Origin of the sequence: Pseudoalteromonas sp. UBA6610 (assembly GCF_002433295.1) — a bacterium.
Lineage (GTDB): Bacteria > Pseudomonadota > Gammaproteobacteria > Enterobacterales > Alteromonadaceae > Pseudoalteromonas > Pseudoalteromonas atlantica.
This window is the reverse complement of sequence record NZ_DJHW01000064.1, coordinates 1-15,672: the sequence shown is the minus strand read 5'-3', so window position 1 is coordinate 15,672 and position 15,672 is coordinate 1. Positions and strand designations below refer to the sequence as shown.

Here is a 15,672-nt window from a genome sequence, read left to right as displayed (position 1 = left end):
AAATAAAAAGCTTTGCCCTGCGCTGAGCTTTACTTTCCGCAAAATAAATCACTTAATAGCACAAATTGGTATAAACTGTCGGCCTTTTAGTATGAATAAGTAGTATGTATGTCGATTGCAAACGAGCAGCGTAAAGGCGGTATTTTTGCCTGTTTAGCTTTTTTAATGTGGGGCTTAGCGCCTATTTATTTCAAACAAATACAGCATGTTTCTGCTTTTGAAATTTTAACTCACCGTGTTGTCTGGTCTGTGGTTTTTTTAGTACTTGTGGTCAGTGTGTTTAAATACTGGGATAAGGTTAAACGCATAGTTGCCCAGCCAAAAATTATTTTAATGTTAGTACTTACCTCCTCTATATTGGGTTTTAATTGGGGGCTGTTTATTTGGGCGGTTAATAATAACCATATGCTCGATGCCAGTTTAGGGTATTACATAAACCCATTACTTAATGTGCTGTTGGGCATGCTATTTTTAGGCGAGCGGCTGCGAAAGTTACAAGGGTTTGCAGTGTTTTTAGCCTTTGCGGGCGTAGTATTGCAATTGGTCAGTTTTGGCTCGTTTCCGGTGGTGGCGTTTTCGCTTGCCACGTCTTTTGCTATTTATGGCTTACTGCGTAAAAAGTTACCTGTTGAAGCGCTACCAGGCATTTTACTCGAAGCCCTAATTTTACTGCCGGTTGCATTAATTTACTGGTGGGTAATGGCACCAACGCCTACTTCCGATTTAGCCCTAAACGATTGGCATACCAATGCGCTGTTAATTAGTGCCGGTATTATTACTACGTTGCCGCTGCTTTGCTTTACCGGAGCGGCCAAGCGTTTGCAGTACACAACATTGGGCTTTTTTCAGTACATAGGGCCAAGTTTAATGTTTATGCTTGCTGTGGTGTTTTACGATGAAGTATTTGATGCAGAGCGGGTGATTACGTTTGCCTGTATTTGGAGTGCGCTGGCTATATTTACCTGGGACTCTTATCATCAATCGCGTAAGCGTAAAAAAGCGGCTGTAACCGCCGCCGAAGTTTAATACCTATGCGCAATAATAGTTTAAGCAAGTTGCTATAAAGCAGCGTTAAGGTTTAGCTTATTACTTTATTACGGCCGGTTTCTTTTGCATCATACAGCTTTAAATCGGCCTGTTTAAGTAACTCATCTATTTGGTAAATAGGGCCGCTTGCAAAACCAATAGAAATTGTAAATTTAATTTTTTCTTGGCTAAACTCTTGGCTATTAAGCTCTATAAATTGCCTAAATCCTTCAAGGCGTTTTAGCGCTTGCGCTGTGGTTGCATCAGTAAAGTAAACGGCAAATTCTTCACCGCCTAAGCGAGCGACTAGCTGCTTTTCAAAGTACTTTTTAAAACACACCGCCAACCCTTTGAGAACCTCATCGCCTGAATCGTGACCGTATGTATCGTTAATCGATTTAAAATGGTCTATATCAAGCATGGCGAGCGCACCATCTTGATTCGATTTTTTTAAATACTTGAGAGACTTACTCGACTCTTCAAAAAAGTAGCGACGATTAGGCAGGTTTGTTAAGTAGTCGGTATTTGCTTGGCGTTTAATTGTTGCTATTTGCTCAAGCATGTCGACGTTTTGACTTAGTCGGCAGTAAAACTCTTCGCTGTTAAAGGGTTTATGAAGGTAGTCGTTGGCACCATTTTTTAAAAATAGGCTCGATAATGCTGACGAGTCAGCACCTGAAATACCGATAATGGCTTTTTCATCATTACTGTAAAGCCGGCGAATTTCGGCGCATAGCTCATCACCATTCATGTTTGGCATTTCGTTATCGGTAATAATAACAGACACGTCTTTTTGGCTTTCAAGTACCTCTAGCGCGTCTTTGCCGTCCTTTGCTTCGAGTATTTGATACTTATGGCGCTTTAGTAAACTGCAAATGTATCTACGGGTAGAGGTTGAGTCGTCGACGACCAACACTTTTACGTTCTCGTTACGTGGTAAACGGCTTAGTTGTTTTTCTAGGTATTGGTAAGCCTGTTTGTTTTCTTTGATTATGTAATCAATTATTGGGTATTTTTCTACCGTGTCGCGAGTTTGTTTATCTATATTGCCTGTCATTACTATGGTGGGAATGTCGGCATTAATAGTATACGGAATCGCCTCACCGGCAGGAGCATCGGGAAGGATAAAATCAACAACAGCGCAAAAGTAGCTATTGTGTTTTATTAGCTCTTTTGTTGCCGCTAAAGACTCGGCTATATCTACTTCGTAACCTGCTTTAAGCGCGATATGCTTTTGCACACGCGCTATAGTAGGCGTATCTTCAACTATGAGTATTTTTCGCGTCACGTAACAACCTTGTTTGATATTTTGCAAAAGTATTTGCTTATACAAGTTGTAACTGTTAAAACGCAAAAAAGCAAATATCTTAGAGGCTTATACGCTATCTGATTCGCTATAATCGTCTTGGCTTATTGGTACCGGCCCTGACATTTTTGAACGGCCAAAAAGAGTATGAAACTTGGTTTTACAGGTTGTTAGTTTTAAATATTTAACCCAGGCTTTTTCGATTGGGTTTGTAGGTTCTTTACTGCCACAAACTACGTCAACAAATTGCTCTTGTATCGTATTTTGGGGTGCTAAAGTTTTATTATAAAGCCCTTTTAGTACAACGCCGTGTTGTTCTAATATGCTGGCTTCTAATAAGGTGAAGTTTCCGCTGCGGCTAAACCCGCGAGGAAAGTTTTGATCATCATAAAATTGACGTTGGCTAACAAACGCTTGGCGAAGTAGTGAAATATCGTTGCTCATAACTGTATCCTCATACCCTGTTTATTGCTGGAGTATGATGCAAGTTTGACAATTTATTAAACAAGTTATTTTTATCGTGAGGATAAAAAATTGGATATAGATTTATTAAAAACATTTGTAGAGGTTGTGCGCACGCGTCACTTTGGTAAAGCGGCTGAAAACCTGTATATCACTCAATCGGCAGTAAGCTTTCGAATTCGCCAATTAGAACAGGGGTTGGGTGTAAACTTGTTTATTCGCCAGCGTAACAATATTCAATTAACGGCGCCAGGAGAGCGATTGCTTCCGCACGCTAAAATGATCATCACTGGCATGCAGCGTGCCAAAGTCGATGTGGCACTTGCCGATAACATGCACAAGCAAATAAGTTTAGCGGGTACACCTAATATATGGGATGCGTTTTTACAATTTGGCATTACTAATATTGTGTCGGCTATGCCTGGGGTCTCGTTGGTCGCAGAGGTTAAAGCCCAACAAGAAAGCACGCGGTTATTATTAGAACGTACGCTTGATTTAGCCATTTTATTTGACCCCCCTAAAGTAGACGAGCTTGTGGTAGAGCGAATTTGCGAGCTGCCAATTATTCCGGTTAGTGGCTATGACACGGCCACTAACGAGAACTTTTTTGATAACCAATATGTATATGTTGATTGGGGTACTACGTTTTCACTATGGCATGCGCGCCAATTTACCGGTAAAACGCCGCCTTATTTTAGAACCAGTACGGGGCGTATTGCACTTGATTTAATTCTTCAGTGTGGCGGCAGTGCGTTTATCCCCGAGGTACTTGTTGAATCTCACCTAGAAAAGGGTGAGCTGTTTCATGTAAAAGACGTAGAACATACTTCGCGTGATATTTTTGTGGCCTACCACAGAGACAACGAACAAAAAGAGCTAATAGAAACCCTGATTAACTTATTACCTAAAATAAATGCTTATCAGCCTGTTGATGAACACTAAATACCGACTATGATTTTTAATGAGGTTGAATAGGTACAATTTTGTTTATTAAATATTCATGTCGGTTTGTTTTCAGAATTTAGACACTTTTATTAAAATAAAAAGACAAAAATGTTTCCTTTGTAATATATCTGTCATTTAACGGTGACAAACTGCAGCTGTTTTAAAAATTAGTCTTGTGATTATCGAGGAAATAACATGAATTTTGTAAAATCGAGCTTATGTGTTGCACTAGTAAGTGGTTTATCTTTTAGCGCGTTTGCAGACGTTGATGTATACGGTAAAGCGAATGTTACTGTGCAATCGTCTGATGATGGCGAAGGGTCTTTCACTGAAATTAAAAGTAATGCATCTCGCTTTGGACTAAAAGGGTCTGAAAAGATTACTGATGGATTAGAAGCGGTTTATAAGTTTGAGTTTCAAGTTGATGTATCTGATGCTGACTCTAAAGGTGATAACGACGACAATATTTCTGCACGTAACCAGTATGTAGGTTTAAAAGGTGCATATGGTCAAGTTGTTGTGGGTCGTAACGATACAGCGCTTAAACAATCGCAAGGTAAGTTAGATTTATTTAATGACCTTGAAGGCGATATTAAAAATGTCTTTAAAGGTGAAAACCGCCTAGGTGATTCAATCACTTATACATCTAAAAGCTACGAAGGCTTTAAAGTACTTGCTACATTTGTTGCCGAAGATGACGTAGATGCAGATAACGGCTATTCAATGGCGGTTACCTACGGTGACTCTGCACTTAAAAAGAGTGCGGTATACGCCTCGGTTGCAGCCGATAGCGAAGTAAATGGCTACGATGTAGTGCGTGCGTCAATTCAAGGTAAAGTAGAGAGCTTTAAATTAGGCGCTATGTATCAAACTCAAGAAAAAGTAGACGGTAGCGCAGAAGCTGACGGCTATTTATTAAACGCAGCCTACAGCATGGGCAAAAACACGTTTAAAGTGCAATACCAAGCAATGGACTTTGATGACAGCGACGACAAAACGGCAGTTTCTGTAGGTGTTGATCATAAGTTTAATAAAAACATTAAAGTATTTGGTTTTTACTCAAGCTTTGATATGGACAACAATGTTGACCAAGACTACGTTGGCCTAGGTATGGAATACAAGTTTTAAGCGTTGCTTAAACACTCCCTTTATTAACCGCGCTCTAATGAGCGCGGTTTTTTTTGCTTTAAATTATTTACTTACCCGCCCATAATAGACCCTCATTTGGAATGGGGTGAAATTCCTCAACTATTCCCGTAACTGTAATTAGCACCACGCTTTAAGTCAGATACAAATGAGACATATCAATCAGCATGAGAAGTTCTAGATTGGTATACTTTTTTAACGAGCGGGTAAACTCATTTTTATTGATGCACTAGTCTTTTAGCTGTGTGTTAGTGAGTGCACGCTTTCCAAGGACTCACTTTTGCAAACTACATTAGCGCCAAATACACCCTTATTAAACGTTCAAAATGTGTCGTGGGAAGTCGATGATCACGCCATTTTAAACAATATTAATTTACACATAGCTAAGGGTAAGTTTATTGGGTTAATTGGCCCAAATGGGGCGGGTAAGTCGAGCTTACTGCGCTGTTTGTATCGCTTTAATAAACCGACCGCTGGTAACGTTACCTTTAATCAGCAGGATATTTGGCAGCTTAAAAGTGAAGACTACGCAAAATATGTTGCTGTAGTTCTACAAGAAACGCCTGCGCAATTTAACCTAACATTATTTGATGTGGTTGCCCTTGGGCTTACACCTCATAAATCATTATTTAGCGCCACCACCCACAGCGACAAACAAAAAATTACACAGGCAATAAAAACCGTAGGGCTTGAGCAACAGTGTAAGCAAAATTTTGAATCGCTTTCGGGGGGCGAAAAGCAACGTGCATTGATTGCCCGCGCTATAGTGCAGCAACCGCAATTACTCATCATGGATGAGCCAACCAGCCATTTAGATGTTAAATACCAAATACAAGTGATGGAACTGGCAAAATCGCTAGGGGTTACTGTGTTTGCCTCATTTCATGATTTAAATTTAGCAGCCGCTATGTGCGATGAGCTGGTGGTTATTAATAAAGGTAAAATAACACATACAGGCTCGCCTGCGCAGGTACTTAGTGAGGACATGCTAGCGGATGTTTTTGGGGTATGTGCGCGCGTAACTCGCCACCCACAGCGCACAGAAAATGATCAAACTATTCCTCATATCACTTACTTTTATGGCTATTAATTAAATGGATATAACAAAAATAAACCAGTGGACAATATTTATAGCAGCCGTGTTAATTGCACTGGGCAGCCTTTTTAACGCACTGAGTTTTGGCGCCGCAGATACGCCGTTAAGTGATGTGCTCACAGGGGTTTTATCAGCAGGGGAGGGCTCCTTTAACGCGCGTATTATTTATGAGCTTAGGTTACCTCGTACCTTACTTGCCTTTATGGCGGGCGCAGGTTTGGCTATTGCAGGGCTTATTTTACAAACGGTTACCCGTAACCCGCTCGCTGATCCGTATTTATTTGGCATATCGTCAGGCGCGTCGTTTGGGGTCGTACTGCTTATGGCTGTTGCGGGTATTAGTGCAGGGTTTATGTTATCGGCTGCTGCCTTATTAGGGAGCTTTTTAGCAATGGGCTTATTGATACTTATTGCTGGGCGGCAAAAAAGGTCGCAAGTAGAGTCAATGTTGCTAGCGGGGGTGGCACTGTCGTTTTTATTTAGCGCATTTACAAGTTTATTGCTGTATTGGAGTGACCCGCAAGCAGTGGCTGGTATTTTATTTTGGACGTTAGGCAGCTTTGCCCGCGCACAATGGGCCACGTTATGGTTGCCATGCGTGGTTATAGTGGTGTGTATTAGCTTTATGCTGAGCTTTAAAAGGCAGTTAAATGCGCTGCTTCTTGGCGATGAAAGCGCGATAACGCTTGGGGTCCGTGTGCACCGTTTTAGAATTTTAATGTTGGTATTGAGCTCGTTAATAACGGCCGTGCTGGTGGCCCTATGTGGCGGTATTGGTTTTGTAGGTTTAATGGTGCCGCACATAGTGCGCTTTTTTATATCTCAGGGCAGTACTGCTGGCTTACTAATTACTAGCTTAGTGGGCGGCACGTTTATGGTGTGGGTCGATGTGCTTTCGCGCTCATTACTTAAAAACCAAGAGCTCCCTGTAGGGGTAATTACAGCAGCTATGGGTAGCGTATTTTTTTTAAGCTTACTCTTTTTTAGAAAAGCAAAGGCATAGTGCTGATGAAAACCTTAATGATTCAAGGCACTACGTCAGATGCCGGAAAAAGCACCTTAGTCGCTGCGCTTTGTAGAGTGTTTGCAAAGCAAGGTGTAAAGGTCGCGCCTTTTAAACCGCAAAATATGGCGCTTAATAGCGCGGTTACAAAAGAGGGGGGCGAAATAGGCCGTGCGCAAGCTTTGCAAGCTATAGCCGCTAAAGTAGAGCCTCAAAACGACTTTAACCCCATATTGCTCAAACCCAATAGTGATACGGGGGCACAAGTCATTATACATGGAAAAGCCATTAGTAATATGGAGGCAGGGGCTTATCATAACTATAAACAGGTTGCGATGGATGCAGTGCTTGCCTCGCATAAACGCCTAGCAAAGCAGTTCGATTTATTATTGGTTGAGGGCGCAGGCAGCCCCGCAGAAATAAACCTACGCGAGAACGACATTGCCAATATGGGTTACGCAGAAGCGGTAGATTGCCCTGTCATTATTATTGCCGATATAGACAAAGGCGGTGTGTTTGCGCATTTAGTGGGCACACTTGCGCTATTAAGCGAATCCGAGCAAGCGCGCGTAAAAGGCTTTGTTATAAACCGCTTTAGAGGCGATATAAGCTTGCTACAAAGTGGGCTAGATTGGCTTGAGCGCTACACAAAAAAACCAGTGCTTGGAGTGCTGCCTTATTTGCATGATTTAGCACTTGATGCCGAAGATGCTGTAGCAATAGATAACACGGTGACGACTGCCACCATTAATATAGCCGTGCTTTTATTGCCGCATATTAGTAACCATACCGATTTTGATGCATTGCGGCTGCACCCAAATATTAATATAAATTATGTACGCCACACACACGCGATCCCACCGGTTGATCTGATTATTATTCCTGGCAGTAAAAACGTGCTGGGTGATTTAAGTTTTGTAAAAAATGAAGGCTGGGATACACAAATAAAGCGCCACTTACGCTATGGTGGCAAAGTATTGGGTATCTGTGGTGGTATGCAAATGTTGGGAAATGGCATTGCTGATCCGATGGGGGTTGAATCGTCATTAAAACGTGTTAAAGGCCTTGCATTAAGTGACTTTGATACCACTCTAAGCACCCAAAAAGTACTCACTAAAGTAACGGCGGCTATGCAGTTAAATGATTTGCAAACACCGTGTAGCGGCTACGAAATTCATGCCGGCATTAGTGAAGGCGCAGCACTTAATAAGCCATTTTTAACCTTTAATGCGCACCCTCATGGGTTTGAAAACGATGGCTTTATTAGTGACGACAATGCCATTGCTGGTACTTATTTACATGGCTTGTTTGATGAACCCGCTGCCACACTGCAAATTTTAAAGTGGGTAAAAAGCGATGCAACTATACAACCTGTGAGTATTGTAGCGCACCGCGAGCAACAACTAGAGCGCTTGGCCACTATGTGCGAGGCGCATTTGAACATACAACACATTATATCGATTTATGAAGGAGATAATAATGACGGATACAAATAACGATAAGCACCAGCAGCGCCAACAAAAAGTAAAAGAGCAGGTAGATGCACGCGTGGCTGCTGCGCAAGATGTTAAAGGGATATTTCAGGTAATTACGGGGAATGGTAAAGGTAAATCCACCTCAGGCTTTGGTGTGGTTGCTCGCTGCGTAGGGCATGGTAAAAAAGCCGCTGTTTGTCAGTTTATTAAAGGCACATGGGAGTGTGGAGAGCGTAACTTATTACAAGGCGCAGGGGTTGAATTTGCCGTTATGAATACCGGTTTTACATGGGATACGCAAAACAAAGAAGCCGACACCGCAGCCGCGCAAGCAACGTGGCAAGAGTCAAAGCGTATGCTTGCAGATAGCAGTATTGATTTAGTATTACTAGATGAGCTTACCTACATGGTGACTTACGGTTATATTGATTTAGATGAGGTAGTAAACGCGCTAAATAATCGCCCTCCCATGCAATCGGTTATTATTACAGGTCGCGCAGCGCACCGCACGTTAACAGACCTTGCCGATACTGTAAGCGAAGTGCGCAATGTTAAACACGCCTTCGACTCGGGTATAAAAGCACTAGAAGGGTTTGATTACTAATGTATAAAGCGTTTTTTATTGCACTACTGTTATTGTGTTCTGGGGGCAGTGCCGTGGCCAGTGATACAGCTGCGCCAGATAAACTGCGCGTTGTAGCACTTGCACCGCATATAGTAGAAAACCTATTTGCTATAGGTGCGGGAAGTAATATTGTTGGCACTGTTGATTACGCTGATTACCCAAATGAAGCTAAAAGTATTGAACGCATTGGTGGTTACTATGGTATTTCTCTTGAAAAATTATTAGCGCTAAAACCCGATTTAGTGATTGGTTGGAAAAGCGGTAATCAAAGTGAAGATTTAGAACAAATTAAACGCCTTGGTATAAAAATACATTTAAGTGATCCCAAAAAAATAGAAGAAGTTGCAAACGAGCTGATTGCTTTTGGAAAATTTACAGGGCGTATTGAGCAAAGCAAGCAAGTAGCAAACGCATTTATTACTAAGCTCAAAAAAATTAAAAAGCAGCAGCAAAGCAAAAAAATATTAACTGGTTTTTATCAATTATGGCCAGAGCCAATGATGACGGTAAGTGAAAACACATGGATAAACCAGCTTATAGAAACATGTCATGTAAGCAATGTATTTGCACACAGCCCAACCGACTACCCGCAAATAAGTATTGAAAACGTGGTGATTAAAAAACCACAGATTATTATTATTCCTGATGAACAAGCCGATAAGCCACAACCTAAAATTAATTGGCAAAAATGGCCAGAAGTCCCCGCTGTAAAACATGATCAATTTATACGTGTAAATGCCGATTTATTACATCGTTTTACGCCGCGCATGCTAGATGGACTGGCAAATATGTGTGATAAAATAGACGCATCACGCAAACAAATTAAGAGTATACAATGAGCGATTGGCCAGCCTTTTTAGAATATGAATTACAGCAACCTTATATGCAGCAAACATTAGATCATGTAGCAAAACGCCGTGTCGAAGGTGTTGCTGTGTACCCACCCAAAGAGCAAGTATTTAGCGCCTTTGAAGCGACAGCCCTTAACAATATTCGCGTGGTTATTTTAGGCCAAGACCCATACCACGGAGAAGGCCAAGCCCATGGCTTATGTTTTTCTGTGTTGCCAGAGGTTAAAAAGTTACCGCCGTCGCTAAAAAATATGTACAAAGAATTGGCAACGGATATTCCCGGTTTTGAAATACCAGACCATGGCTACTTACAAAGCTGGGCAGAGCAGGGCGTGTTTTTACTCAATACGGTACTCACGGTTGAGCAAGGCCAAGCGCATTCGCATAAACATTTAGGGTGGGAGCAATTTACCGATAACGTGATAGCCCATATAAATGCACACTGCAAAGGAGTGGTGTTTATTTTATGGGGCGCTCATGCGCAAAAAAAAGGTAAAAATATTAACAGCGCTCGCCATCATATTTTAAAAGGGCCTCACCCATCGCCGCTTTCTGCGCATCGTGGTTTTTTTGGCTGTAAGCACTTTTCACAAACAAATAAGTTATTACAAGCCCAAGGCGATACGCCTATTAACTGGCAGGTTTAATTGATATATTAAAAAAGGCTTTCGTATCATGAAAGCCTTTTGCTTAGTTATTGTGTATTAATGCCCATGCGCAATAATTATCAATTATTTTGAAGGGGTAAAACCTGGCGTTAGCTTTACTATCGATACGGTTTTCCTGCCGCAAAATAAATTGCCTAATTGAGCGCAATGAGTTTGAAATTAAAAATCTAGCTCATCAATTTCAATGCTGTCTGTAAAAAAGTCTAACTCCTGTAGTTCTTTACGTAACCGTTGTTTGTCTTTTATGGCCTCAATCTCGCGCCACTTTCTTTTTTTATTCTTTTGAGAGGTTTTTCTTGTTGTATCAGGACCTTCTAATATCTCTAATATATCGTTTAGGCTATCCATGACTATCTCCTATTGATTTTAGTGAACCTCGAGAATACCTATACCACAGGCCTAGCTAAAATAGAATAAAAAAGTGACGAATTTGTTACAAGTATGTGATGCATTGATGAAGTTTAATACTAACTAGCTTTATTGACCGCGTTATTTTTAGATAGAAAAAATAAATAAAAAATATTAAAAGTTAGTTATTTAGCTGTGTAGGCAATGGTGCATGCTGTGGCAGGTTAGTATAAAGCAGTGCGGATTATATTAAGGGCATAAAAAAACGCCGCAGGTGCGGCGTTTAATACATAATTAGCGCGTATTACATTGCTTTAAAACGTGCTTCTAGCTGCTCTTGTGCATCTGCGAATGAGCGGATACCTTCAGCTAGTTTTTCAGTTGCCATTGCATCTTGGTTATGTAACCAGCGGAACTGTGACTCAGTAAGTGGAGCAGGCTTTGGCTCTTTAGGAATATCACTTTGTAGTAAGTACTCTTCTGCGCCTTCTAAATTGCCTAAGTCTTCTAGTAGGTTAGGGCTAATCGTTAGCTTGTCACAACCTGTAAGCGCAATAATTTCGCCAGTGTTACGGAAGCTTGCGCCCATAACAACGGTTTTGTAATCATGGCGTTTATAAAACTCAAAAATGCTACGTACAGATTGAACACCTGGATCTTGTAGCGGATCGGTTGGTTTTTCCATACCATTTGCTACGTGCCAATCTAAAATACGGCCAACAAATGGCGAGATCAAAAATACATTTGCATCGGCACATGCACGCGCTTGAGCATCGCTAAATAATAAAGTCAGGTTACATTTAGTCCCTTCTTTTTCTAGCTGTTCGGCCGCTTTAATGCCTTCCCATGTAGACGCAACTTTAATTAAAATTTTGTCTTTGCTTACACCTTCTTTTTCATAAAGGCTAAGCAGGGTATGTGCTTTATCAATAGTTGCTTGGGTGTCGAATGATAAACGAGCATCTACTTCAGTAGAAATATAACCAGGTACAATTTCGCTAATTTCTTTACCAAGTAATACGGCAAAGTAGTCACATGCAAGTTCAAGCTGTTTAGCTGCATCTTGCTCTGTTTCTTTTGCATAGCTCCAAGCTTTATCTAAATAAGGCTTGTAAGCTTCAATCTCGCTCGCTTTTAATAAAAGCGACGGGTTTGTGGTTGCATCTTCTGGTTGATGCTTTTTGATCGCTTCAATATCGCCAGTGTCGGCTACGATAGATGAATGTTGTTTTAGCCTTTGTAGAGCGCTAGTCATTTGCCTTCCTCATTCCAAGCAAGTTAAAAGAAAATCTAAACTACCTTAATATAAGTATTCAATACTGCAACAGTGTGACAATGCTTGATAGGTCTTATGTCCTTATCAATAGAAAAACGACGATGCATGATTTATTAAGGTAGGATTTAGGCCATTGCGATTAATTTTCAATGGTATTTTATAAACAAAACGTGCTTTTCGTCTCATTTAATGTTGAAATTGACATTAAATAAATTACAAGTCAATAGCTAACTATGATCACTGTTATTTCACCAGCAAAAAATCTTGATTACGAAACGCCACCCGCAACAGATAAGTTCACTCAACCTGAATTACTAGAGCACAGCGAAGAGCTCATGAAAGTATGCCGTGAACTAACTCCAGCGCAAATTGGCAGCCTAATGAAAATTAGCGATAAGCTTGCAGGGCTTAACTCTGCGCGCTTTAGCGAATGGTCGCAACCATTTACACAAAGTAATGCTAAACAAGCGGTACTAGCCTTTAACGGCGATGTGTACGGTGGTTTAGATGCCGCAACACTCACTGCAGCTAACCTCGATTATGCGCAAAGCCATTTACGTATACTTTCGGGTTTATACGGCTTGCTAAAACCGCTTGATTTAATGCAAGCCTACCGCCTAGAAATGGGCACTAAGCTTGATAACCCTCGCGGGAAAAATTTGTATGAATTTTGGGGTAGCATTATTGCTAATAAATTAAATGAGGAATTAAAAGCGCAAGACGCACAATACCTCGTTAATCTTGCTTCAAACGAGTACTTTAAAGCAGTAGATAAAAAAGCACTCAATGCGCAAATTATTACCCCGCATTTTAAAGACTGCAAAAATGGTCAATATAAGGTAATTAGCTTTTACGCTAAAAAAGCGCGCGGCATGATGGCCCGTTACATTATAGAAAACCAGGTAACACAGCTTAGCCAATTAAAAGAGTTTACTGTGGCGGGTTATTACTTTAGCCCTGAAGCAACCACTAAAGATCTTGAGCCTGTATTTATGCGCGACGAGCAAAACTAAGCGTTTGTACTCAGCAAACAATGAGTTAAAAAGCCATGCATTGCATGGCTTTTTTTATGCTGGCGCTAAACTTGCTAACTTCACCTACTATTAATGAGATAAAAAATAGATAGGTGTAAAAATATGATCAGCATACCTTCAGTAGCCGAAGCCGAAAAACTCATCGAAGAAAAACTCGGAGGGTGGTTTGATGTAGTAATAAGCCACATCCCAAACTTTATTGTGGCAGTGGTAATAGCCATTGTATTTTCAATAATAGCGCGCTTTGCCGGCCAGCTAATGAAAAACCTATTAAGGCGCTCACTCGACTCTAAGCAAATTGCTGATTTAATGGCGTCTATTTTTAAGGTTATTGTGTTATGTGTGGGCCTATTTATCGCTTTAGATTTTATGGGGTTAAAAGGCACTGTCACATCGTTACTAGCGGGTGCGGGTATTGTGGGTTTAGCCATTGGCTTTGCTTTTCAAGACATGACCGAGAACTTAATTGCCGGTATTGCTATGGGAATACGCAAGCCATTTAAAGCGGGTGATGTAATTGAAACCGACGATGTATTTGGCTCGGTACATTCTATAAACCTGCGTAACACGCTAATAGAGAGCTTTTACGGGCAGTTAATACTGGTACCTAACAAGGTATTATTTAGAAATGTGTTAAAAAACTACACCACGTTAGGCGTTAGACGAATAGAAGTACCGGTGGGTATTTCATACGGCGACGACATTGAAAAAGCCAAAGAAGTTATCGTTGATAAAATTAACGAGTTTGACTTTGTAATACGTAAAGATGAAACCGCTGTGTACGCAGAAGGTTTTGGCGACAGTAGTATTAATTTACTGGTGTGGTTTTGGATAAAATACCCAGGCGAGCCAGACTTTATGACAGTACGCCATAAAGGCGTAGTCGCTGTTAAACAAGCGCTTGATGCTGCAGATATAAGTATTCCATTCCCAATACGTACGTTAGATTTTGGCATTAAAGGCGGTGAAAAGCTCGATGCCATGATAAGCGATAAAATAAACCAACAGTCACCCAAACAACAAGGCGGGAGTAATACGGGTTCAAATCAAAGCGAATGAGCGACTAATACTGGTTTAAACTAGCCCAGTAATAGTTACCCACTAGCAGCGCATTTTTACATAAAAAGTGCGCTGCTAGTAATTTCAAAGCGCTAAGTCGGGTTAAATTTAACTATACTTTTAATCAATTTATTTTAAGTTAATACTTATTTGCTTTTCGCTGCCATCGAATTTTTGATTAGTAGTAAAAGCGTTTCACCACTGCTTTTTGTCATCGATTTTTGTAACCTCAGCAGGGCAATCTGAAATAGCGCAGCTATCTGACTCTATTACCTTGTCGCCTACTTTTAATCCTGCCAGATCAGCAAAGACTTTTATAATATCTCGTTCACTAATTTCTGGGCTAAAAAGCCGGATACAGACACATTTGCAGCAAAGCCAAAAGTACCTTCCTCTGTATGGCTAATAAGAGGGATTAACAGTAGTGAATAAATCGTTTCATGTATTAGCTTCCTTGTGTAAGTGATGGGGCATTTGCATGCATTAAGCCATATATTATTAACTGTTATTTATGGTGTGGTTGATTAGCAAACACTTGTAGGTTGCCAACGGTATTAAAAATGCGCTGATTATATGAACTTTACAGCCTTGTTATAGCATTCTTTTATCAAAGCTGTAGTAAGTCACTAATTTAAAAGAGTGGGAAAGGGCGGCTAAGTGTTTGCTCTATTTTTAATAGGGGAGCTAAAGCTAGAAGTTTAGATACTAAAGTGTGCTGTTAAGCATAAAAAAGCGCGGCTTGTGTTGGAGAAACAAGCCACGCAGAGGAATAAGTTATATAAACAAAAATTGTAATGCGGTATTAGATAACACTAATTTTATTACGGATAATTTTAACGCCATCCATATTTTCTAAAAACTTTTGCGCAAGTGCACGCTGAAAACCTGTTTGCGCTTCACCGTATAGGTCAACTTCACCGTCTTCAACCTGCACGCGAATATCGCTTAATGCTAAGTTTGGGTTAGTGCGTAACGTATTGGTGATTGTTTGTTGTAAGTTAGGTTGAGTAGCCACACTGCTTACTACGGCTAAGTTAGTTGCTGCACTTACTTTTGTAGCGCAAGCTAATAAAAATAAACAACAAAATGATACTAAAGCGATAGTTAACTTAAAGCGGTTCATAACTTCATCCTTACATTACGGTTAATCGTGCAGCTATTCTTAGCTGAGTTACTTTCTCAGTTACAATTTCGATGCCAGTTTTAATTTGTTGAAATATAAGGTTATTTTATTAAGTGGGAATTCAGGTGGGCAATAATTACATTTTAATGGGAATGAGTTACATGCTTGGGTTACATTTGTAACGGGTACAAAAAAGCCGGCAACTGCCTAATGCCGATCAGTTAAGAAA

Annotated in this window: 16 protein-coding genes and 1 riboswitch; of the genes, 11 read left to right on the top strand and 5 right to left on the bottom strand. The window is 40.6% G+C overall.

The genetic code is table 11. From position 1 onward, the window contains the following. The first annotated feature begins 108 nt into the window (after nt 1-108). Nucleotides 109-1,026, top strand: a complete 918-nt coding sequence (rarD, locus tag B4F91_RS08720; protein ID WP_286937216.1) for an EamA family transporter RarD — start codon at nt 109-111, stop codon at nt 1,024-1,026. Between the two features lie 52 nt (nt 1,027-1,078). Here the strand turns inward: rarD and B4F91_RS08715 are convergent, their stop codons facing one another. Continuing rightward, nucleotides 1,079-2,314, bottom strand: a complete 1,236-nt coding sequence (locus B4F91_RS08715; RefSeq protein ID WP_039972264.1) for a response regulator — start codon at nt 2,312-2,314, stop codon at nt 1,079-1,081. A gap of 87 nt (nt 2,315-2,401) precedes the next feature. Continuing rightward, complete coding sequence (locus B4F91_RS08710) at nt 2,402-2,776, bottom strand: DUF413 domain-containing protein (protein ID WP_064385691.1); 375 nt, start codon at nt 2,774-2,776, stop codon at nt 2,402-2,404. Between the two features lie 90 nt (nt 2,777-2,866). Between B4F91_RS08710 and B4F91_RS08705 the strand changes: the two genes are divergently transcribed. From B4F91_RS08705 to ung, 8 genes are all read left to right on the top strand, one after another. Next, nucleotides 2,867-3,736, top strand: coding sequence for a LysR family transcriptional regulator (locus B4F91_RS08705; protein WP_004587984.1), 870 nt, complete (start codon nt 2,867-2,869; stop codon nt 3,734-3,736). A 198-nt stretch (nt 3,737-3,934) separates the two neighbouring features. Then, on the top strand, nt 3,935-4,867 hold the full coding sequence (locus tag B4F91_RS08700; protein ID WP_064385689.1) for a porin: 933 nt from the start codon (nt 3,935-3,937) through the stop codon (nt 4,865-4,867). 98 nt (nt 4,868-4,965) lie between these two features. Next, nucleotides 4,966-5,097, top strand: a riboswitch (cobalamin riboswitch). Between the two features lie 68 nt (nt 5,098-5,165). Further along, nucleotides 5,166-5,975, top strand: coding sequence for an ABC transporter ATP-binding protein (locus B4F91_RS08695; protein ID WP_096041200.1), 810 nt, complete (start codon nt 5,166-5,168; stop codon nt 5,973-5,975). Nucleotides 5,976-5,979: 4 nt separating this feature from the next. Continuing rightward, nucleotides 5,980-6,984, top strand: coding sequence for a FecCD family ABC transporter permease (locus B4F91_RS08690; protein WP_286937219.1), 1,005 nt, complete (start codon nt 5,980-5,982; stop codon nt 6,982-6,984). Between the two features lie 5 nt (nt 6,985-6,989). Then, entirely contained in the window at nt 6,990-8,480 is a 1,491-nt protein-coding gene (locus tag B4F91_RS08685; protein ID WP_286937221.1) for a cobyric acid synthase, read from the top strand. Then, entirely contained in the window at nt 8,464-9,063 is a 600-nt protein-coding gene (gene cobO, locus B4F91_RS08680; protein ID WP_004587989.1) for a cob(I)yrinic acid a,c-diamide adenosyltransferase, read from the top strand. The genes B4F91_RS08685 and cobO overlap by 17 nt, the downstream gene beginning before the upstream one ends. After that, on the top strand, nt 9,063-9,923 hold the full coding sequence (locus tag B4F91_RS08675) for a cobalamin-binding protein (RefSeq protein ID WP_286937222.1): 861 nt from the start codon (nt 9,063-9,065) through the stop codon (nt 9,921-9,923). The genes cobO and B4F91_RS08675 overlap by 1 nt, the downstream gene beginning before the upstream one ends. Beyond that, a complete protein-coding gene (ung, locus tag B4F91_RS08670; RefSeq protein ID WP_286937223.1) occupies nt 9,920-10,582 on the top strand; it encodes a uracil-DNA glycosylase in 663 nt (220 codons plus the stop codon). The genes B4F91_RS08675 and ung overlap by 4 nt, the downstream gene beginning before the upstream one ends. Nucleotides 10,583-10,762: 180 nt before the next feature. Here ung and B4F91_RS08665 read toward each other — a convergent pair whose 3' ends face one another. Together B4F91_RS08665 and tal are read right to left on the bottom strand one after the other, a co-directional pair. After that, a complete protein-coding gene (locus B4F91_RS08665) occupies nt 10,763-10,951 on the bottom strand; it encodes a DUF3545 family protein (protein WP_004587992.1) in 189 nt (62 codons plus the stop codon). Nucleotides 10,952-11,255: 304 nt separating this feature from the next. Further along, complete coding sequence (tal, locus tag B4F91_RS08660; RefSeq protein ID WP_004587993.1) at nt 11,256-12,206, bottom strand: transaldolase; 951 nt, start codon at nt 12,204-12,206, stop codon at nt 11,256-11,258. Between the two features lie 254 nt (nt 12,207-12,460). On the opposite strand from tal, the gene yaaA reads away from it, so the two are divergent. Continuing rightward, a complete protein-coding gene (yaaA, locus tag B4F91_RS08655; RefSeq protein ID WP_286937224.1) occupies nt 12,461-13,240 on the top strand; it encodes a peroxide stress protein YaaA in 780 nt (259 codons plus the stop codon). A 123-nt stretch (nt 13,241-13,363) separates the two neighbouring features. Further along, nucleotides 13,364-14,320, top strand: coding sequence for a mechanosensitive ion channel family protein (locus tag B4F91_RS08650; protein ID WP_029774207.1), 957 nt, complete (start codon nt 13,364-13,366; stop codon nt 14,318-14,320). Nucleotides 14,321-15,122: 802 nt separating this feature from the next. Here the strand turns inward: B4F91_RS08650 and B4F91_RS08645 are convergent. Further along, nucleotides 15,123-15,443 (bottom strand): BON domain-containing protein, encoded by a 321-nt coding sequence (locus B4F91_RS08645; protein WP_004587996.1) that lies wholly within the window; start codon nt 15,441-15,443, stop codon nt 15,123-15,125. Between the last annotated feature and the right edge of the window lie 229 nt (nt 15,444-15,672).